Below are 20,730 nucleotides of genomic sequence, written 5' to 3' on the forward strand. Positions count from 1 at the left end.
CACCGCGCCCAAGGTGTACATCCACTTTGCCCCATAGCGATGCTGAGAACCGCCAATAATGGCAGCAATCATCACACTCTGGATTGAAAAGCACCTGTCCGGTGCATCCAATTTGTGTTAGCAAAGAACTACTAAACGGCCGAGGCACAATCGAAGGTTGCGCTTCTGGCATCTCAAGTATTTTTGCGATTATTTTTGTCGCATTACTTGAACAATTCGAAATACCTCCGGAGATACACTTGGACAAGGCGCGGTGCGGCGAGATCATGGGCGGCGATTGGGCGAAAGCGCTAAATGCCCTGAGGCAGCTCCTCAGCCTCTCGAACTGCACGATCATCGAAACCTATGATCATTATTTATCGACCGCGCGTGCCGTCTTCGGCATGGATGTCGCGATCATCTCCGCGGTGAAGGACGGCATGTTCACGCCCCTGCGGCTCCAATCCTCCCGGCCGATGCCGATCCTGGAGGGCAAGCCCCTGCCGCTGGAGACCACGTTCGTGGTCGAGGCGATCCGTACCGGCAACGCCATTTCCTGCCCGCACGTGGCGCTCGACCCGGTCCTGCGCACGCATCCCATCTATGCCGAGACCAAGCTCGAATGCTACCTCGGCGCGCCGATCAAGATCGGCGACGAGATCATCGGCGCCCTGAGCCTGCTGGACCCCACGCCGCACGAGCATCCCTTCACCCCGGAGTCCATGGCCCTGCTGGAATTGCTGGCGGAAACCCTCGGCCGCGCCATCGAGCGCGACCGGCTGGAAGCCGAGCGCCGGGAAGCGGACAAGGAGCGCACCTCGGCCATCAATTTTTTCCAGACCGCGTTCGCCAATGCCCCCATCGGCATCACCCTGGTGGATCTCGACGGGAAGTTCCTGCGCGCCAATCCCGCCGCCTGCCGGCTGTTCGGCTATTCGGAAGAAGAGCTCCAGGAGCGCGACTTCCAGTCGCTGACCTATCCCGACGACCTGAGCCTCGACCTGATGCAGCTGGACCAGATCAAGGCCGGCTTCATCTCCGAATACGCCATGGACAAGCGCTATGTGCGGCCGGACGGAACCATCGTCTGGGCCCAGCTCAACGTCGCGCTGGTGCGCAACGAGGACGGCTCGCCCCGGTGCTTCATTTCGCAGATCCACGACGTCACCGAGGAGCGCACCCTGATCCAGGAACTCAACCAGAAGCGCAAGCAGCTGGAAGAGGCCAACCACAAGCTGACCCAGCTCGCCTCGCTGGACCCGCTGACCGGGGCGCTGAACCGCCGCGCGCTGCGCCAGCGGCTCGACCAGGAAATGGCGCGGGCCAACGCCCAGGGCACGCCGCTCGCGTTCATCATGGTCGATGTGGACGATTTCAAGCCCTATAACGACCGCTACGGCCATCTCGCGGGCGATGTCGCCCTGAAGGAGGTCGCGCAATGCATGCGGGCGGCCTCGCGGGCGGATGATGCGGTCTGCCGGTTCGGCGGCGAGGAATTCCTGCTGCTGCTGCCCCACACGCCCCAGGCCGAAGCCCGCAAGGTGGCCGAGCGCGTGCGGCAATCCATCGCCACCAGCACCGCCCTGCCCGAGCGACTCACGGTCAGCGCGGGCGTGCACGTCTATACGCCCTCGGAAAAGGGCCTGCCCATCGACCGCCTGATCGCCCAGGCCGACGCGGCGCTGTATGAAGCCAAGCGCAACGGCAAGAACCGCGTGGAAATGCTCTGAGCGAACCGCACCCGGCAGCCGGCGCCCCGCGCCGCGGGGCCGCCCGTGCCGCCCCGCTCGTCTCATCTCCTGCCACGCGTCCCGCGCGCGCTCAAACCGCCTGCGCGATCATGCAGGGCCGGCCATCCGCGCCGGAGGTCCACAGCTCCAGCCCCTCGGCGCCCTCGGCGGCATTGAGGCGCATGGGCGGGCCATCGAAGATCGGCCGCACGCTGCGGAACGAGAAGCGCTTCAGCGGCCGCCCCAGCAGCCGCGCGGCGAATTCCACCAGCATCGTCGCCTGCAACGGGCCGTGCACCACGAGGCCGGGATAGCCCTCCTCCTGCTGGCAATAGGTACGGTCGTAATGGATGCGATGGCCGTTGAAGGTGACGGCGGAATAGCGGAACAGCAGCACCGGGGAGGTGTCCACCTCCTCCTGCCAGGTGGCGACCGGCGGCGGCTCGCTCTTGCCTGCCCCGCCCGCCGGCGCATCCACGCCGCGATAGACGATGTCCTGCCGCTCGGCGATCGCGAGGCCGCGCGGCGTATAGATGTTGTGCGCGACGGTGACGAAGCAGAGCGTGCCCGTGCGCCCTTCCTTCACCACCACGTCCGCGATGCGCGACAGGCGCCGCGCCTCGTCGCCCACCCGCAGGGCATCGTGAAAATCGAGCTGGCCGCCCGCCCACATGCGGCGCGGCAGCGGCACGGGAGGCAGGAAGCCGCCGCGCGCGGGGTGCCCGTCCGGGCCCAGGCGGTCCATCTCCACCGTGATCGGCGAGAGGCACCAATGGGCGGTCAGGGTCGCCTCGTCGCCGGCGACGGGTTCGCCGGGATCGCGGTTCAGCGTGGCGCGCATCTCGCGCACCGCGCGGGCGGTCACGAGGTCGCTCACCTCGTTGGTGCGGCCGATCCAGCCGCGCAGGGTGTCAACGTCCAGGGGCTCGCTCATGTCGACCTCAATAGGAGCGCGGCAGGCCGAGCACGTGCTCGGCGATATAGCTCAGGATGAGATTGGTGGAGATCGGCGCCACCTGATACAGGCGGGTCTCGCGGAACTTGCGCTCCACGTCGTATTCCTCGGCAAATCCGAAGCCGCCGTGGGTCTGCACGCAGGCTTCCGCCGCCGCCCAGGAGGCATCCGCCGCCAGCATCTTCGCCATATTGGCCTGCTCGCCGCAATCAAGGCCGGCCTCGAAGCGTTCCGCCGCCTTGTGCACCATCAATTCGGCCGCGCGCATCTGGGCATAGGCCTTGGCGATGGGAAACTGGATGCCCTGATTCTGGCCGATGGGCCGGCCGAACACCACCCGCTCCTTGGCATAGGCGGTGGCCTTCTCGATGAACCATTTGGCATCGCCCACGCATTCCGAGCCGATGAGGATGCGCTCGGCGTTCATGCCCGAGAGGATGTAGCGGAAGCCCTTGCCCTCCTCGCCGATCAGGTTCTCGGCGGGGATGCGGACATTGTCGAAGAACACTTCGGTGGTGGAATGGTTCATCATCGCGCGGATCGGGCGGATGGTGAGGCCGGCCTTGCGGGCTTCGCGCATGTCCAGGATGAACACCGAGAGGCCATCGGTGCGCTTCTTCACCTGGTCTTTCGGCGTGGTGCGGGCGAGCAGCAGCATCAAATCGGAATATTCCGCCCGCGAGGTCCACACCTTCTGCCCGTTGACCACATAATGGTCGCCGCGCTTCTCCGCGAAGGTCTTGATGGAGGAGGTGTCGGTGCCCGAGGTCGGTTCGGTGACGCCGAACGCCTGGAGGCGCAGTTCGCCGGAAGCGATCTTGGGCAGATAGGCCTGCTTCTGCGCTTCGTTGCCGTGCCGCAGCAGGGCGCCCATGATGTACATCTGGGCATGGCAGGCGCCGCCGTTGCACCCTGCCCGCTGCACTTCCTCCAGAATGGCGGCTGCGGCGGACAGGGGCAGGCCGGCCCCGCCATAGGCTTCCGGTATCAGGGCGGACAGGAAGCCGGACTGGGTCAGCGCAGCCACGAACTCGGACGGATAGGCCGCCTCGCGGTCGAGGCGGCGCCAATATTCGCCCGGAAAGCCTGCGCAGAGCTTGCGCACCGCATCGCGGATATCGGCGAATGTTTCCTCGTCCTGACCCTGCATAACAAACTCCAAAGCAAACCACCCCTTCCCTAGCAAGGGATGGGGGCATCTTGGAAAGTGATAAAAGTGATCGCCCCGTGCGGGAAAAAGCTATACCCGCTCCGCGATCCGCGCCCGCCATAGCGCCGGCCCCAGCGCATGCACCGATTGCCCGGCGCTATCCACGGCCACGGTCACCGGCATGTCCTCCACCACGAATTCGTGGATCGCCTCCATGCCGAGATCCTCGAACGCCAGCACCCGCGCGCTCTTGATGGCCTTCGACACCAGATAGGCCGCCCCGCCGATGGCGATCAGATAGGCCGCCTTGTGGCGCGCGATGGCCGCGATCGCAGCCGGCCCGCGCTCGGCCTTGCCGATCATGGCGATCAGCCCGGTGCCGGCGAGGATCTCCTCGGTGAAGCCGTCCATGCGGGTGGAGGTGGTGGGACCGGCCGGGCCGACCGCCTCCTCGCGCACCGCATCCACCGGGCCGACATAATAGATCACCCGGTCCTTCAGGCTCACCGGCAGGGGTTCCCCCGCCCGCAGCATCTGCGACATGCGGGCATGGGCGGCGTCGCGCCCCGTGAGCATGTGCCCGTTCAGCAGCAGCTTCTCGCCGATGCGCCAGGAGGCGACCTCCGCGCGGGTCAGCGTGTCGAGATCCACCCGCCGCGCGACCGTGCTGGTCTGCTCCAGCACGATCTGCGGCCAGGCGGAGAGGTCCGGCGGGTCGAGCTTCACCGGCCCGGAACCGTCGAGCACGATGGTGGCATGCCGGTTGGCGGCACATTGGGGGATCAGCGCCACGGGCTTGGAGGCCGCATGGGTGGGGAAGGTGGCGATCTTCACGTCCACCACCGTGGTCAGCCCGCCCAGCCCCTGCGCGCCGATGCCGAGCGCATTCACCTTCTCATACAGCTCGATGCGCAATTCCTCCTCCCGGCTCGCCGGGCCGCGCGCGAGGAGTTGCGTCATGTCGATGGGGTCGAGCAGGGATTCCTTGGCCAGCAGCATGGCCTTTTCCGCGCTGCCGCCGATGCCGATGCCGAGCATGCCCGGCGGGCACCAGCCGGCGCCCAGCTCCGGCACCGTCTTCAGCACCCAGTCCACCACCGAGGCGGAGGGATTGAGGGTCGCGAAGCGCGCCTTGTTCTCCGAGCCGCCGCCCTTCGCCGCCAGCGAGATTTCCACCGTGCGGCCCGGCACCAGCTCCACATGCACCACGGCGGGGGCATTGTCGCGGGTGTTGCGGCGGGCGAACAGCGGGTCCTCCACCATGGAGGCGCGCAGCGGATTGTCCGCGTCGAGATAGGCCCGGCGCACGCCCTCGTTGATCAGATCGGCGAGCGCGCGCGCGGTGTCGAACCGCACCTCCATGCCCACCTTCACGAACGCCACCACGAGCCCGGTATCCTGGCAGATCGGGCGATGGCCGAGCGCGGCCATGCGCGAATTCACCAGGATCTGCGCGATGGCATCCTTCGCCGCCGGGGATTCCTCCCGCGCATGGGCCTGCGCGAGATGAACAATGTAATCGGCCGGGTGAAAATAGGAGATGTATTGCAAGGCGTCGGCGACGCTCGCGATCACATCTTCCTCGGCGATGACGACATTCGGTGTCATGGCGCCCTCACCGGCCCAGCAGATGCGGGACGAACAGGGTGATGGCCGGAATATAGGTAATGACCAGCAGGAAGGCGAGCATCGCCAGCAGCCAGGGCATCACCGCCACGGTGAGTTCGCTGATGCCCATGCGCGTGATGCCGGACGCGACATAAAGATTGAGGCCGACCGGGGGATGGCACATGCCGACCTCCATGTTGACCACGATCATGATGCCGAAATGCAGCGGATCGATGCCCAGCCGCACCGCCACCGGCGTGAGGATCGGCGCCATGATCAGCACGATGGAGGTCGGCTCCATCACGTTGCCGGCCAGCAGCAGCAGCACATTGACCATGAGCAGGAAGCCGATGGCGCCGAAGCCGAGGTCCACCATCCATTGGGTCATGGCCTGGGGGATATTCTCGTTGGTCATGAGGAACGAGAACAGGGCCGCGTTGGAGATGATGTAGAGCAGCATCGCCGACATGTTGGCGCTCGACAAAAGCACCCGCGGCACATCCTTCAGGCTCATGTCGCGATACACGAACACCGCGATGATGAAGGCATAGACCGCCGCCACCGCGGCCGCCTCGGTGGGCGTGAACGCGCCGGTATAGATGCCCCCCATCACGATGACGATCAGCGCGAGGCCCCAGATGCTCTCGCGGAATGCCCGCCAGCGCTGGAGCATCGAGGCGCGCGGCATGCGCGGATAATCATTCTTCCAGGCGCGATACCAGGTGGTGACGCCGAGCAGGACCGCCAGAAGAAGCCCCGGCACAACGCCGGCGATGAACAGGTCGCCGATGGATGCGGAGGTGACGCGCTCGCCGTTCGGCCCGGTCATTTGCAGGCCGGTGGTCGCGACCGAATACATCACCATCACGATCGACGGCGGAATGAGGATGCCGAGCGCGCCCGACGTGGTGACCACGCCGGCGCCGAATTTCGGCGGAAAGCCCTGCGCCTGCATGGCGGGCAGGATGATCGAGCCGATCGCCACCACGGTCGCCGGCGAGGAGCCGGACACCGCCGCGAACAGGGCGCAGGCAAGCACGCCGGCGAGCCCGAGGCCGCCCGGCCAATGGCCGATCAGCGAGGTGGCGAAATTGATCAGCCGCCGCGCCACCCCGCCGTGGGTGAGGAAATTGCCGGCCAGGATGAAGAACGGGATCGCCATGATCTCGAACTTCTCGATGCCGGTGAACAGCTTCTGCGCGACGATGTCGACCGGGATCGTCGTCAGCGTATAGACGAAGGTCAGAACCGTCATGCCGAGGGCGATCGAAATCGGCATCCCGGTGAGCATCAGAAGCAGGAACAGGCCGAAGATGATGAGGGCGCTCACCGGCGAATCTCCTTCGGAAACAGGTCGGAGGAATCGGCGCCCGGCAGGTCGGTATCCAGCCCGTCCACATGGCCGTGGTCGTGCACCGGCAGGTGACCCGTGCGCCAGAACGACAGCGCGACCTGGAGAAAGCGGAAACACATGAGGTAGGAGCCGATGGGGATCGCCAGATAGGCGATCCAGGACGGCAGTTCCATCTCCGCCGTCATGTCGCCGAAGGCGTAGCGCGCCATCACGAATTTCAGGCCGAAGCTGCCGACCACCGCCGTGAACACGGCCCCGCACAGCAGCCCGAACAGGATCAGCGCCGCGCGCGAGCGGTCCGGCAGGCGGTTCACCAGCACGTCGACGCCCACATGGATGCCGGTGCGCACGCCGTAGGCGGCGCCGATCTTGGCCATCCACACGAACATCAGGATGCACGCCTCCTGCGCCCAGCCGAGATTGATATGGCCCACATAGGGATAGAGCAGGCTGGTGCCGGCCGCGTAGCGCTGGAGAACGGCCACGAAGATCAGCAGGGTCGCCGCGCCGATCAGCACCGCGATCAGCGTTTCCTCGAGATGATCGAGGGTATGGACCAGTGCGGTGCGCGTGCCCTCGGCCCGGGCCTGGATCGCCATATAGATGACGAACACGGCCGCCGTGAATGCGAGCATCGTGTAGAGCTTGTACAGCGGATCTTCCATGGCCTCCCCTCTCGGGCGCGTTTCGGCGGCCCGGTAACCGGGCGCCTGGGCGATGCTCTTCTTTTAGAATGCGGTCGGCGCGGCCTCCGGCACGGCGCCGGGATCGCCCGGTGCGCCGTCTCGGCAAGGCCGGCGACGCCGAGACGAGCGCATGCCCGCCCATCGACCGCAGGACATTCGTTCGTCACGCCCCGCACGGGGCCGGACGAGACCCGAAGGCCGCGCCGCGCGGGGCGGGCGGCCTCCGGATCAGGCGATCACTGGGTGGCCTGAGTCTCTTTCAGCACCGCGTTGATGGTTTCCTGGCCGATGCGGCTTCCCATCTCGGTATAGACCACCTCCATCGCCTTGCGGAACGCGGCGGTCGTTTCCTTGGTCGGCGTCGAGATCTGGATCTTGCCGGACGCCTTCATCGCGTTGAGCGCCTCGTCATTCTCGGCCTGCGAGATGGAATTGGAATAGGCGGTGGCCTCCGCCATGGCCTTTTCCAATTGCGTGCGCACGTCGGCGGGCAACCCGTCCCAGAACGGCTTGTTCACGATCACCGCATAGCCGATATAGCCGTGATTGGTGACCAGCGCATACTTCTGCACTTCATAATGCTTCTGGGTATACATGTTGGAAGGCGTATTCTCCGAGCCATCCACCACGCCGGTCTGCATGGCCTGATAGACTTCCGAGAAGGCCATCACCTGCGGCAGCGCGCCGATGGCGCGGAATTGCGCGTCCAGAACCTTGGACGACTGGATGCGCATCTTCAGGCCGCGGAAGTCCGTCGGCTTGGCGATGGGCGTGTTGGCGCTCATAATCTTGAAGCCATTGTCCCAATAGGCGAGGCCCTTGATGCCCTTGGACTCGAGCTTGGCGAACAGCGTCTTGCCCACCTTGCCTTCGGTGACCCGGCGCAGCGCTTCCTTGTTCGGGAAGATATAGGGCAGGTCGAACACCTCGAACTCCCGCACGCCGAGCGGGCCGAACTTGGCCAGCGAGGGCGCGAGCATCTGGACGGCGCCGAGCTGAAGCGCCTCCATCTCCTCCTTGTCCTTGTAGAGCTGGGAGTTCGGGTAGATTTCGACCTTCACCTTGCCGTTGGTGTACTTCTCGGCCAGTTCCTTGAATTTCTCCGCACCCCTGCCCTTGGGGGTATCGGGGGTGGTGACATGGCTGAACTTGATCACCGTCTGCTGGGCGAAGGCCGCAGGAGCGCCCATCAGCGCAGCCGCCATCACGGCACCGAATACGAACCTCTTCATTGCGTCTCTCCCTCTTCGTGCCGCCAACGCGGCCCCTCTTGATCGCGGCGAAGTCGCTCGCGGCATTGGGGACCTTCGCGGGCCGTAACGGACCCGGCAGCGTCATCTGCGCCGGCGCATCTTGAAAATGCGCGACGCCAGAAGCAAAGACTATTTAGAGCTGCTTGTAATCGCAATTTATTATGGCCGGGCAAAAAGCAGTATTCCGCTAGGTCATGTGACACTGAAACGGACGATCTCACGTTCCGCGCGGCGCGCGCCCCCTGCCGCGCCCCTTGCCGCGCCGCCTGCCGCGCCCCCCTGCCGCGCCCCCTGCCGCGCCTGCTACCGCGCCTCCTCCGTCTCCTCGGCCAGGGAGGCGCTCCAGGCGCCTTCCCGCACCAGGCGGATCAAGGTGGCGTGCGCCAGCGCATCGATGGCCCGCACGGCATTCGACAGCGGCCGGTCGCAGGGCCGCACGATGTGCAGGTCGCGGGTCAGCACCGGCACGCCCAGCGGCCAGGCGAGAAGCCGCCCCTCCTCCACCTCGCGCCGCACCGCCGCCGCCGGAAGGATGGCATAGCCGAGCCCGCCCTCCACCAGCAGCTTGATCTGGCCATAGGTGTCGATGTCGATGACCGTGCTGAGCAACGCCCCCTCGGAGATCGCCCGCTCCTCGATCAGCTCGCGCAGGCCGTGGCCGAGGCTCGGCAGAATCAGCGTGAGCTGCGCCACCCGGCCGAGCGGCACCGGCCCGCCCGAGGGATGGCTCTCCCCCTCCGGTGGCACCTTGGGCCCGATCAGGCACAATTCCTCGGACAGCACGCGATGGGCGATCAGGCCGCGATCATTGACCGTGCGATAGAGCACGCCGAGATCGATTTTGCCGTCGCGCAGCCAATCCAGCACGAAGCCGCTCATGGCCTCGGCGACCCGCAGCTTGACCTTGGGATAGCGCCGCCGGGCCTCGCTCAGCAAAGGCACGCACAGCATCTGGCTGATGGTGCCGGGCATGCCGAACCGCACTTCGCCCGCCGGTTCCGCCTGCCCACCCTTCACCGCCTCGCGCGCCACCTCCATCTGGCCGATGATCAGGCGGGCATGGCGCAGCAGGGTTTCGCCCGCCTCCGTCGGCCGCACGCCCTGGGGGCTGCGGAACAGAAGCTCCACGCCGAGATCCATCTCCATGTTGCGCACATGCTGGCTCAGCGCCGGCTGGGCGACGCGCAGCCGATGGGCGGCCTTGGAGAAGGAGCCCATCTCCACGATGGTGGTGAAGTAACGAAGTTGGCGCAGGTCCACGGTCGGCGTCTTCCCTGAGGGTCAGAAGCCGGGATTATACGCAAAGGGGTACGAAGAAGGGAAATCTATGGAGCTAGGTCGCCCCGTGCACGCTCGCTAGGGTTCGCGCTTTCGCGCTTCAAGCTCCTTTTTGAGAGCTTCAATCCTTTGGCGCAGCCTCGCTTCACTACCATCATGAGGGTTTCCGCCGGGCGCCGCTAAAGCAAGCTGCATGGCTTCAAGTTCCTCTTGCAAATCGCAATCGGAAAAACCCAGCCGATGCGCCCGGTGCGGCTGAACCAGGCGGAACAGGGCGCCGTCCGGCACCGCATTGGCGTTGAACAGCTCTTGCAGCACGCCGCGCTTCTCGACGGTCGCGGGGGCGCGGGCGGGGTCCACCTCCACGAGCTTGGCGATGAAGGCGTCGAGCCCGGAGAATTTGCGCGGATCGTCATATTCCACGCATTCGAGAATGTGCAGGCCGTCGCGCGCCACGGCGGCGAGCGCCGCCTGGGCCTGGGCGCGGATCTCGGTTTCATCCTCCACCGGCAGCATGGAGGCGAAGAAGGTCCCCTCCGCCAGGGGCTCGATCACCACCACATTGCCGCCGCTCACCCGCGCCGCCTCGCGCAGCGCCGCCGCCATCAGCGGCTGCGGCACGTGGTGCAGGCTGTTGAGGAACACCGCCGCGCCGAACTCCCCATCGGCGAACGGCAGGGCCTGGGCGCCCGCCTGTTCGAAGCGGGCTCCGGGCACGGCGGCCCGGGCGGCGGCGATCGCCTCCGGCTGGGGATCGATGCCGGTCACATCGGCCCCGCGCGTGCCGAGGGCGCGGGCGAGCGCGCCGGTGCCGCAGCCCACATCCAGCACCTTCAGCGCCGTGAAGGGGGCAAGCCAGCGCTCCAGGAGGGCGAGCGCCGTGCCGGCGGGCCGAACAGTCATGGCGTTTTCTTCCCTGTTTCTTGGTCTCAGGCGGACGCCGGCGCGGGGGCGAAGGCCGCCCGCACCGCTTCGGTGTGGGCGCCGAGCGCCGGCACCGCGCGGAATTCCGCCGGCTGGCCATCCACCACCGCTCCGGGGGCGAGGCAGCGCACCGGGCCGGTGGGGGTGTCCACGTCCACATAGCGGTTTTGCGGATGGGCCGCGACATCTTCGAGCGTGCTGACCCGGCCATAGGCCACGCGGGCGCGCTCCAGCCGCTCCACCGCCTGCGCGCGGGTCAGCGTGGAGAACACCGCGTTGATCGCCTCGTCCAGCGCCGGCCGGGAGGCGACGCGATGATTATTGCTGTCGAAGCGCGGATCGGCGGCAATGGCGGCATCGCCCAGCACCTCGGTGCAGAACATCTGCCATTCCCGCTCGTTCTGGATCGAGAACAGCACCGCCTTGCCGTCGGCGCAGGTATAGGCGCCATAGGGCGCGATGGTGGGATGGTTCAGCCCCGCCCGCTCCGGCACCTTGCCGCCATAGACATATTGCAGGTACGGCACGTTCATCCAGTCGGACAGCGCATGATAGAGCGACACCGCGATGTGCCGGCCGACGCCGGTGCGCTCGCGGGCATAGAGCGCCTGCATCACCGCCTGGAGCGCCGTCATGCCGGCGGCGATATCGCACACCGACACGCCGACCCGCGCGGAACCGTGTTCGTTGCCGGTGATGGAGGACAGGCCCGTTTCCGCCTGCACCAGCAGGTCATAGGCTTTCAGGTCGCGATAGGGACCGGTATCGCCATAGCCCGAGATGGAGCAGGTGATCAGGCGGGGATTTTCCGCCCGCAGCTTTTCCGGCGCAAAGCCGAGCCGGTCGATGGCGCCGGGCGCGAGGTTCTGGATGAAGATATCCGCCTTGGCCACCATCGCCCGCAGCACCGCGAGATCGTCCGGGGCCTTGAGATCCAGGCAGACCGAGTCCTTGCCCCGGTTGAGCCAGACGAAATAGGCGCTCTCGCCATGCACCAGGGAATCGTAATTGCGGGCGAAATCCCCTTCCGGCCGTTCGATCTTGATCACCCGCGCACCGGCATCCGCGAGGCGGCAGGACAGATAGGGAGCGGCGACCGCCTGCTCCACGGAGACCACAAGGATGCCTTCAAGATCGTTCTGCATCGGGACCGGAAAAGTTCGAGGAGCCGCCGCGCCCGGCGCGCACGCGCCGTGCGGGTCGCATGGCGTGAGACACTCGCCCCAAAGGCCGCCAGAGCACAAATACGCATCTGGCCTAGGCGTTATATTGAAAACATATAGCGCGGTTTTGCGCCGCGCGAGGCTGCCGACCAAGACGGGAAAACTTGGGGCAGAACTTGGTTGCGGAGGGCCGGGCTCGAACCGACCGAACTCCGATCCTAATGTTACTCCGGATCGGCGAGGGCCACTCCTCGTCACCGCACCGATTTCCTCGCGCGGATCGCCGATCTGGTCAAGCTTCCGAGCATAGGGCAGAGCTTCTACGGCTTCGTTTTCCGCATCGGAGCAACGTTGGCACTGTCGTTGCCGAGCGCCAGATTCGGAAAACCGCAGCGGGAATTCTCCCCTTCGGCTATGGGGCCATAGGTCTTTGCTATGAGCGGGCATAGCAATTCCCTATTTGCGCCGGGCCAGCCGCGCGGCACTGTGCGCCCTCATTGGTTCTGATCCAGGGGCGTTCATGTCCTCCTCGCTGTTCGACGCGCGTCTCGTGGTCCTGTTTGTTCCCGGCGACCGGCCGGAACGGTTCGCCAAGGCGCTGGCCGCCGGTGCCGATGCCATCATCCTCGATTTGGAGGATGCCGTGGCGGTGGCCGAGAAACCCCGCGCGCGCGACGCCATCGCGGCCGGCTTTCCGCCGGGCGGCGGGCCGATCTTCCTGCGCGTCAATCCCGTCGGCACGCCCTGGCATGGGGAAGACCTCGCTTTGGCGCGGCGCCTGCCGCTCGCCGGGCTGGTGCTGCCCAAGGCCGAGAGCGTCGCCGACATCCCCGCTCTCGACGGCCTGCCGGTGATGGCGCTGGTGGAGAGCGCGCGCGGCATCGCCAATGCCCGCGCCATCGCCGCCGCGCCGCAGGTGCGCCGCCTCGCCTTCGGCTCCATCGATTTCGCCGCCGACATCGGCAGCGCCCATACCAACGATGCCCTGCTCGCCGCGCGCAGCGAACTGGTGCTGGCCTCGCGCCTCGCGGGTCTCGCAGGCCCGCTCGACGGGGTGACCGCCGCCTTCGACGATGCCGCCCTGTGCGAGCGGGAAGCGGCTTATGCCGCAAGCCTCGGCTGCGCCGGCAAGCTGTGCATCCATCCGCGCCAGATCGCGCCGGTGATGAAGGGATTTGCCCCGTCGCAGGCGGAATTGGACTGGGCGCGGCGGGTGCTTGCGGCCTCGGCCGCCGGCGGCGCGGCGGTGAAGCTGGACGGCGCCATGGTGGATACGCCCGTGCGCCTGCGCGCCGAGGGCATTCTGGCGCGCGCAATCGGCACGCCGGCGCTTCAGGGAGACGCCAAATGAGCGACGAAACCACTATTCTCGCGCGCTATGTCGCCGATCTCGCCTTCGCCGACCTCCCGGCGGAGGTGGTGGCGCGGGCCGAACGGCTGGTGCTCGACTTCTTCGGCAATATCGCGCGCGGCGGGGCGGATGCGGACTCCAGCGCCAGCGTGCGCGCCATGCTCGCTCGCCTCGGCCTCGACGGCCCCGGCGGCTGCACCGTGGTCGGGGCTTCGCGCACCTATGCCCCGGCGGTCGCCGCGCTGCTGAACGGCGTCTATGGCCATTCGCTGGATTTCGACGACACCCATGCGGAATCCTCGCTCCACCCGAGCGCGCCGGTGGTCTGCGCCGCCTTCGCCGCCGCCGAGATGACGGGGGCCAGCGGGCGCGATTTCATCACCGCCGTGATCGCCGGGTATGAAGTGTGCTGCCGGCTCGGCGTCGCGCTCGATCCCACTGTGCACTATGCGCGCGGCTTTCATCCCACAGCCACCGCCGGCACGTTCGGCGCGGCGGCGGCGGCCGGAAAGCTGCTGGGGCTCGATGCCGAGCGCATCGCCTGCGCCTTCGGGGTGGCGGCGAGCCAGGCGGCGGGCTCGCTGCAATTCCTGGTCAACGGCGCCTGGAACAAGCGCTACCAGGTGGGCGCGGCGGCCATGAACGGACTGATCGCGGCCACGCTTTCGGCCGAGGGCTTCAAGGGCGCCTCGCAGGCCATCGAGGGCAAGCACGGCTTCCTGCACGGCTATAGCGACGGCGCCGACCCCGCCAAGGCGGTGCGCGACCTCGGCACCGTGTACGAGACCATGAAGATCGGGCTGAAGCCCTATCCGAGCTGCCGCTATACCCATGCCGCGCTCGACGGGCTGCTGTCGCTGCGGGCCGAACACCATCTCACCGCCGCCGACATCGTGAAGGTGCGCGTGGGGCTGCATCCCAACGGCATCACGCTCACCGGCGCGCCGCTGGACGAGAAGCGCCGGGCGCGCACGGTGGTGGACGGGCAATTCTCCATGCCCTTCACCGCCGCCGTCGCGCTCGACCAGGGCGCCTTCGGCTGGGACGATTACGACCGGCTCGGCGATCCCGCGCTCGACGCGCTGTGCGACCGCATCGACGTGGAAGCCGATTCCGCCTTGGAAGGCCGCGCGCATCCCTTCGGCGCCCGGCTCACCGTGACCACCACCACCGGCACGTTCGAGATGGACATTCCCGACCCCTCGGGCGAGCCGGACCTGTTTCCGGCGGACGCCGCGCTGGCCGCGAAATTCACCACGCTGGCGAACCCGGTGCTGGGGGATAAAACTCCGGATCTCGCGCGCAGCCTGCTCCAGAGCGCGGAGATCGCAAGCATGGCGCAGGTGGCGGCCCTCGCCCGCGGCTGAGGCGGGATCATCCGCGCTGCATCATCGGCGCCGCCGCAACCCGCCCCGGGTGCGGCGCGCGGCGCTGCGGCGGGGCAGATCGGGAGGGCGGCGGACCGGGGGTCCGGCCGCCGTTTTGCCTTGTGGCGCAAGGCTCTCCCGCGCCCGCGCGGCGCCCCTTCCGCCGCGCCGCCGGCCCCGCCCGGGGCTTTTGCAGCGCACATGCTGCAACGCCAAACTATTCAGCCGACACGGCTTTTTCGCCATCTTTGCCTTTTCGGCATCAATGTCGTTCCATATCTTCGATAGTGGAACGAAAGGCACGGGAGTATCCAAGGGACAATTCAGAAATAGGGAGGACACCATGCCCCGCATGCGTGCCATAGACGCAGCCGTCCGCGTTCTCGAGAAGGAAGGCATCACCTGCGCCTTCGGTGTTCCCGGGGCGGCGATCAACCCGCTCTACTCCGCCATGAAGCTGCGCGGCTCCATCCGCCACGTGCTGGCGCGCCATGTGGAAGGCGCCTCCCACATGGCCGAGGGCTATACCCGCGCGGTGGCCGGCAATATCGGTGTGTGCATCGGCACCTCCGGCCCCGCCGGCACGGACATGATCACCGGCCTTTATTCCGCCTCGGCGGATTCGATCCCGATCCTCTGCATCACCGGCCAGGCGCCCCGCGCCCGCCTCTATAAGGAAGACTTCCAGGCGGTGGACATCGAATCCATCGCCAAGCCGGTCACCAAATGGGCCGTGACCGTGCGCGAGCCGGCGCTGGTGCCCATGGTGTTCCAGCAGGCCTTCCACGTCATGCGCTCCGGCCGCCCCGGCCCGGTGCTGATCGACCTGCCCATCGACGTGCAGCTCGCCGAGATCGAGTTCGACGAGAGCACCTATGAGCCGCTGCCCGTCTACAAGCCCAAGGCGACCCGCGCCCAGGCCGAGAAGGGCCTCGAATTCCTGCTCTCGTCCGAGCGCCCGCTGATCGTCGCCGGCGGCGGCATCATCAATGCGGACGCCTCCGACCTGCTGGTGGAACTGGCCGAAGTCACCGGCGTGCCGGTTATCCCCACCCTCATGGGCTGGGGCACCATTCCCGACGATCACCCGCTGATGGCCGGCATGTGCGGCCTGCAGACCTCGCATCGCTACGGCAATGCGAACATGCTGGCCTCCGACTTCGTGCTCGGCATCGGCAACCGCTGGGCCAACCGCCACACCGGCTCGGTCGAGGTCTACACCAAGGGCCGCAAGTTCGTGCATGTGGACATCGAGCCGACCCAGATCGGCCGCGTGTTCGGCCCGGATTTCGGCATCGTCTCCGACGCCAAGGCGGCGCTGGCGCTGTTCGTCGCCATCGCCAAGGAATGGAAGGCCGCCGGCAAGCTGCCCGACTTCTCCAAATGGGCGGACGAATGCCTCATGCGCAAGCAGACCATGCTGCGCAAGTCGCACTTCGACAATGTGCCGCTGAAGCCGCAGCGGGTCTATGAGGAGATGAACGAGGCGCTCGGCCGCGACGTCACCTATGTCACCACCATCGGCCTCTCGCAGATCGCCGGCGCGCAGTTCCTGAACGTCTACAACCCGCGCCACTGGATCAATTGCGGCCAGGCCGGCCCGCTCGGCTGGACGCTTCCCGCCGCCCTCGGCGTGCGCGCCGCCCGCCCGGACGCCAAGATCGTCGCGCTCTCGGGCGACTATGATTTCCAGTTCCTGATCGAGGAACTGGCGGTGGGCGCCCAGCACAAGCTGCCCTATCTGCACGTGGTGGTGAACAATTCCTACCTCGGGCTGATCCGCCAGGCGCAGCGCGGCTTCGAGATGGATTTCGAGGTCTCGCTGTCGTTCGACAACATCAATTCCGAAGAGATCGGCGCTTATGGCGTGGACCATGTGGCGGTGGCCGAGGGCCTCGGCTGCAAGGCGATCCGCGTGCGCACGCCGAACGAGTTCAAGGATGCCTTCATCAATGCCGAGAAACTGATGCAGGAACATCAGGTGCCGGTGGTGCTGGAATTCATCCTGGAGCGCGTCACCAACATCGCCATGGGCGTCGAGATCGACAAGGTCAACGAGTTCGAGGACATCCTCGACGTGCCCGTGGACCAGGTGCGGCAGGTTGAGCCGGCCGAGTGATCTGCTAAAGCTTTGCTCCGCCCTGCCGGTGCCGGTTCCCGCCGGCTGCGCGCGGTGGCGGGGCGATGTCGTCGGCGCCGGGCCCGTCCGGGCGCCGCGGCGATCGTTCACAAGGGGATCGCCGCCTCGCCCAGCCGCCCTTGCAACGGGGGCCGGCATGCGCGGCGGCCATGTCCGCCGATCGAGGACCAACCCGAAGCGGAGCTTGCCCGCCGCCGGGGAGTTGAGCGCAAACGTCGAAAAGGCCAAGGCTAAGCCAGCGGAGAGGTGAATGCCCAAACTCGCAGCGAATCTCACAATGCTCTGGAACGAGCTTGATTTCACCGAACGCTTCGCCAAGGCGGCGTCGGTGGGCTTCAAGGGCGTCGAGTATCTGTTTCCCTATGCCTATCCCGCCGAGCAGCTCGCCGAGAAGCTCAAGGAGAACGGCCTGACCCAGGCGCTCCACAACCTGCCCGCCGGCGACTGGGCCAAGGGCGAGCGCGGCCTCGCCGTGCTGCCGGACCGGGTCGGCGAATTCCAGGACAGCGTCGGCAAGGGCATCGAATATGCCAAGGTGCTCGGCACGCAGACGCTGAACGTGCTGGTGGGTCTCACCCCCAAGGACGTGCCGGCCGAGACCGTGCACGAGACCCTGGTGTCGAACCTCAAGTTCGCGGCCGCGGAACTCAAAAAGGCGGGCATCCCGTTCGTGGCGGAAGCCATCAACACCCGCGACATCCCCGGCTTCTACCTGACCAACACCAAGCAGGCGCTGGCGCTGTTCGACGAAGTCGGCGCGGACGACATCTTCTTCCAGTACGACATCTATCACATGCAGATCATGGAAGGGGATCTCGTCCCCACCATCCGGGCCAACCTGCCCCGCATCAAGCACATCCAGCTGGCGGACAATCCGGGCCGCGGCGAGCCGGGCACGGGCGAGATCAATTATCCGTTCGTGCTGAAAGCCATCGACGAGGCCGGCTACACCGGCTGGATCGGCTGCGAATACAAGCCCAAGACCACGACCGACGAAGGCATCGGCTGGATCAAGGATTACCAGTAGGCCGTCCGCGGGCCGGACATCCTCGGCTCCGGCCGCAAATCAAGCACCCCTGCCCCGCCCGGCGGGGGTGAAATCAATCCAGGAGATACGCACATGAACGTGGGTTTCATCGGTCTCGGCATCATGGGCACCCCCATGGCCGGCCACCTCATCGACGCCGGCCACACCCTGTTCGTCTATGACGTGTTCAAGATCCCGTCCGAGCTGACCGACAAGGGCGCCACCGCCGTCGCCTCCTCGGCCGAAGTGGCGAAGAACTCCGACATCATCATCCTCATGGTGCCCGATACGCCGCACGTGGACGAAGCCCTGTTCGGCAAGGGCGGCGTCGCCGAGGGCCTGACCGCCGGCAAGATCGTGGTCGACATGAGCTCCATCTCGCCGGTGGAGACCAAAAAGTTCGCGCAGAAGATCAATGCGCTCGGCTGCGACTATCTCGACGCCCCGGTCTCCGGCGGCGACGTGGGCGCGAAGGCCGCCTCCCTCACCATCATGGTCGGCGGCCCCGAGGGCGCGTTCGAGACCGTGAAGCCCCTGTTCGAGAAGATGGGCAAGAACATCACCCTCGTCGGCGGCAACGGCGACGGGCAGACCACCAAGGTCGCGAACCAGATCATCGTCGCCCTCACCATCGAGGCGGTGAGCGAGGCGCTGCTGTTCGCCTCCAAGGCCGGCGCGGACCCCGCGAAGGTGCGCCAGGCGCTGATGGGCGGCTTCGCCAATTCGCGCATCCTGGAAGTGCATGGCGAGCGCATCGTGAAGCGCAATTTCGCCCCCGGCTTCCGCATCGAGCTGCACCAGAAGGATCTGAACCTGGCGCTCTCCTCGGCGCGCGCGCTGCAGATCGCGCTGCCCAACACCGCCACCGCCCAGGAATTGTTCAATGCGGTCGCCGCCCGCGGCGGCTCCAAGCTGGACCATTCCGCCATGGTGCAGGCGCTGGAACTGCTGGCCAATCACGACGTCGCGTGAAAACGGCCAAGCTTGGCCGAAAGTCATAGAACTTTCGGCTAAGACCTTTATGTAAATACGATACCCCCGGCAAGCCGGGACGGGTGCGCAGGGGGTGGCCGCCGGACGGCGCCGGCCCCTGCCCACACCATAAGAACAAAGAAGCCGCGACCATCGGCCGGACACGGATCAACGGGCGGCCAACGACCGCAAAACGGGAGGAGACGAGAATGTCGACGAAGCGCGCGCGTGCCACAAAGATCGTGGCAACCGTCGGGCCCGCCTCCAACAGCCCGGAAAAGCTGAAGGAATTGTTCCAGGCCGGGGTCGATGTGTTCCGCCTCAACTTCAGCCACGGCACCCAGGAAAACCACGGCGAGGTGCTCGCCCGCATCCGCGCGCTGGAACAGGATGTCGGCCGCCCCATCGGCGTGATCGCCGATCTTCAGGGCCCCAAGCTGCGCCTCGGCAAGTTCGCCGACAATGCCATCACCTTCGCGCCCGGCAAGGTGCTGCGCTTCGATGCCGATGTCGCCACGCTGGGCGATGAAAACCGCGTGCCGATCCCCCATCCCGACATCATCGAGGCGCTGGTCGTCGGCTCCACCGTCCTGTGCGACGACGGCAAGGTGCGCCTGAAGGTGGTGGCCAAGGGCCCCGGCTGGCTGGACGCCCAGGTCATCAGCGGCACGCGGCTGTCCAACAACAAGGGCTTCAACATTCCCGACGTGGTCCTCCCGCTCTCCCCGCTGACGGAGAAGGACCGCAAGGACCTGGATTTCGCCTGCAATCTCGGCGTCGAGTGGATCGCGCTCTCGTTCGTGCAGCGCCCCGACGACATCCACGAGGCGCGCGCGCTGATCGGCGATCGCGGCGCCGCCATCATGCTGAAGATGGAGAAGCCGGCGGCGGTGGAGCATCTCACCGAACTGGTGAAGCTCTCCGATTCGATCATGGTGGCGCGCGGCGACCTCGGCGTCGAACTCTCCCTGCCCGAGATCCCGGCGATCCAGAAGCGCATGATCGCGGAATCGCGCCGCTACGGAAAGCCGGTGATCGTGGCGACCCAGATGCTGGAAAGCATGATCACCGCCCCCGTGCCCACCCGCGCGGAAGTCTCCGACGTCGCCACCGCCGTGTATGAGGGCGCGGACTGCGTGATGCTCTCGGCCGAGAGCGCCGCCGGGCAATATCCGGTGGAAGCGGTCTCCTTCATGGACGACATCATCCGCCACGTGGAGCGCGACCCCGGCTATCGCAAGACCCTGGACGCCACCCAGGCCGAATGGGGCAAGACCATCGGCGATGCGGTGACCAAGGCCACCTACCAGACCGCCATCGCGGTGGATGCCTCCGCCCTAGTCGCCTACACCCTGTCGGGCACCACGGCCCTGCGCGCCGCGCGCGAGCGCCCGCCCATGCCGATCCTCGGCATCACCACGAGCCTGGAGACCGCCCGCCGCCTCGCCCTCTCCTACGGCGTGCACGCGGTGCATGTGGAGGAGGACATCCACTCCTTCGGCGAGATGGTGGATACGGCGGTGCGGATCGCGGTGGAAGAGGATCTCGGCACCCCGGGCGATCGCCTCGCCATCACCGCCGGCGTGCCGTTCGCCAAGCCGGGCACCACCAACATCATGCGCGTGACCACCATCGGCGACACCAATCCGCCGAGCAAGTTCGACGGCGCGCAGAGCTGATCGGGCTCGGCCGGGTGGCGCGTCGCGCCTTCCGGCCCGCAATCCATGCGCGCCCGAGAACACCCAAGTAACCTGGGCGCGCATTTTTCCCGCATATTTTGTCGCATAAAGTAG

16 protein-coding genes are annotated in these 20,730 nt (G+C 66.8%); 7 read left to right on the forward strand and 9 right to left on the reverse strand.

Annotated elements, in window-relative coordinates; translation table 11 throughout:
- Nucleotides 1-239: 239 nt before the first annotated feature.
- A complete protein-coding gene (locus V5F84_RS18030; protein ID WP_394041494.1) occupies nucleotides 240-1,709 on the forward strand; it encodes a sensor domain-containing diguanylate cyclase in 1,470 nt (489 codons plus the stop codon).
- Nucleotides 1,710-1,800: 91 nt separating this feature from the next.
- Here V5F84_RS18030 and V5F84_RS18035 read toward each other — a convergent pair whose 3' ends face one another.
- The 9 genes from V5F84_RS18035 to V5F84_RS18075 all read right to left on the reverse strand — a co-directional run bounded on the left by V5F84_RS18035 (nucleotide 1,801) and on the right by V5F84_RS18075 (nucleotide 12,062).
- Nucleotides 1,801-2,643 carry an HTD2 family dehydratase gene (locus V5F84_RS18035; protein ID WP_394041495.1) on the reverse strand — a complete coding sequence of 281 codons (843 nt, stop codon included), beginning with the start codon at nucleotides 2,641-2,643 and terminating at the stop codon, nucleotides 1,801-1,803.
- Between the two features lie 7 nt (nucleotides 2,644-2,650).
- The gene (locus V5F84_RS18040; protein ID WP_394041496.1) at nucleotides 2,651-3,814 is read right to left on the reverse strand and encodes an acyl-CoA dehydrogenase family protein; all 1,164 of its coding nucleotides are present in this window, start codon (nucleotides 3,812-3,814) and stop codon (nucleotides 2,651-2,653) included.
- Between the two features lie 90 nt (nucleotides 3,815-3,904).
- Entirely contained in the window at nucleotides 3,905-5,422 is a 1,518-nt protein-coding gene (locus V5F84_RS18045) for a fumarate hydratase (RefSeq protein ID WP_394041497.1), read from the reverse strand.
- A gap of 7 nt (nucleotides 5,423-5,429) precedes the next feature.
- A complete protein-coding gene (locus tag V5F84_RS18050) occupies nucleotides 5,430-6,752 on the reverse strand; it encodes a TRAP transporter large permease (protein ID WP_394041499.1) in 1,323 nt (440 codons plus the stop codon).
- Entirely contained in the window at nucleotides 6,749-7,375 is a 627-nt protein-coding gene (locus V5F84_RS18055; protein ID WP_394041743.1) for a TRAP transporter small permease, read from the reverse strand. The genes V5F84_RS18050 and V5F84_RS18055 overlap by 4 nt, the downstream gene beginning before the upstream one ends.
- Before the next feature lie 323 nt (nucleotides 7,376-7,698).
- Nucleotides 7,699-8,694, reverse strand: coding sequence for a TRAP transporter substrate-binding protein (locus tag V5F84_RS18060; protein WP_394041500.1), 996 nt, complete (start codon nucleotides 8,692-8,694; stop codon nucleotides 7,699-7,701).
- Between the two features lie 324 nt (nucleotides 8,695-9,018).
- A complete protein-coding gene (locus V5F84_RS18065) occupies nucleotides 9,019-9,975 on the reverse strand; it encodes a LysR substrate-binding domain-containing protein (RefSeq protein WP_394041501.1) in 957 nt (318 codons plus the stop codon).
- Nucleotides 9,976-10,071: 96 nt separating this feature from the next.
- Nucleotides 10,072-10,896 (reverse strand): class I SAM-dependent methyltransferase, encoded by an 825-nt coding sequence (locus V5F84_RS18070; RefSeq protein ID WP_394041502.1) that lies wholly within the window; start codon nucleotides 10,894-10,896, stop codon nucleotides 10,072-10,074.
- A 26-nt stretch (nucleotides 10,897-10,922) separates the two neighbouring features.
- Complete coding sequence (locus V5F84_RS18075) at nucleotides 10,923-12,062, reverse strand: CaiB/BaiF CoA transferase family protein (RefSeq protein WP_394041503.1); 1,140 nt, start codon at nucleotides 12,060-12,062, stop codon at nucleotides 10,923-10,925.
- Between the two features lie 538 nt (nucleotides 12,063-12,600).
- Here V5F84_RS18075 and V5F84_RS18080 point away from each other — a divergent pair.
- The 6 genes from V5F84_RS18080 (at nucleotide 12,601) to pyk (ending at nucleotide 20,616) form a co-directional block, all read left to right on the forward strand.
- Nucleotides 12,601-13,431, forward strand: a complete 831-nt coding sequence (locus tag V5F84_RS18080) for an HpcH/HpaI aldolase/citrate lyase family protein (RefSeq protein ID WP_394041504.1) — start codon at nucleotides 12,601-12,603, stop codon at nucleotides 13,429-13,431.
- The gene (locus V5F84_RS18085) at nucleotides 13,428-14,798 is read left to right on the forward strand and encodes an MmgE/PrpD family protein (RefSeq protein WP_394041505.1); all 1,371 of its coding nucleotides are present in this window, start codon (nucleotides 13,428-13,430) and stop codon (nucleotides 14,796-14,798) included. Before V5F84_RS18080 ends, V5F84_RS18085 begins: the two co-directional genes overlap by 4 nt.
- A gap of 343 nt (nucleotides 14,799-15,141) precedes the next feature.
- Nucleotides 15,142-16,917 (forward strand): glyoxylate carboligase, encoded by a 1,776-nt coding sequence (gene gcl / locus V5F84_RS18090; protein ID WP_394041506.1) that lies wholly within the window; start codon nucleotides 15,142-15,144, stop codon nucleotides 16,915-16,917.
- Between the two features lie 271 nt (nucleotides 16,918-17,188).
- Nucleotides 17,189-17,965, forward strand: a complete 777-nt coding sequence (gene hyi / locus V5F84_RS18095; RefSeq protein ID WP_394041507.1) for a hydroxypyruvate isomerase — start codon at nucleotides 17,189-17,191, stop codon at nucleotides 17,963-17,965.
- Between the two features lie 93 nt (nucleotides 17,966-18,058).
- A complete protein-coding gene (glxR, locus tag V5F84_RS18100) occupies nucleotides 18,059-18,937 on the forward strand; it encodes a 2-hydroxy-3-oxopropionate reductase (RefSeq protein WP_394041508.1) in 879 nt (292 codons plus the stop codon).
- 209 nt (nucleotides 18,938-19,146) lie between these two features.
- The gene (gene pyk / locus V5F84_RS18105) at nucleotides 19,147-20,616 is read left to right on the forward strand and encodes a pyruvate kinase (RefSeq protein ID WP_394041509.1); all 1,470 of its coding nucleotides are present in this window, start codon (nucleotides 19,147-19,149) and stop codon (nucleotides 20,614-20,616) included.
- Nucleotides 20,617-20,730 lie beyond the last annotated feature (114 nt).

Source organism: Roseixanthobacter liquoris (assembly GCF_043195135.2).
Classification (GTDB): Bacteria; Pseudomonadota; Alphaproteobacteria; order Rhizobiales; family Xanthobacteraceae; genus NCEH01.